The 212-nt window shown below is 47.2% G+C and carries 1 rRNA gene; it reads right to left on the reverse strand.

Annotated elements, in window-relative coordinates:
• Positions 1–132: 132 nt before the first annotated feature.
• Positions 133–212 (reverse strand): 23S ribosomal RNA (locus tag ACNFCI_RS24180); the annotation flags it as partial.

Consider the following 212-nt stretch of genomic DNA (forward strand, 5'->3'; position numbering starts at 1 on the left):
GTCAAGAAATTCTGTTGCCAGAACGTCCAGATGGACATGCCAGCCAATTCGGATATGTGAATTTGTGATGCAAACTTTCGGTTCGTTCGTCTTCACCACCACAATTCGCAAAGCAAATTGCTTGGGTGTTATATGGTCAAGCCTCACGGGCAATTAGTATCGGTTAGCTCAACGCCTCACAGCGCTTACACACCCGACCTATCAACGTCGTA

The sequence above is a fragment of the Pseudomonas sp. NY15356 genome (assembly GCF_048068175.1).
In the GTDB taxonomy this organism is placed as follows: domain Bacteria; phylum Pseudomonadota; class Gammaproteobacteria; order Pseudomonadales; family Pseudomonadaceae; genus Aquipseudomonas; species Aquipseudomonas putida_K.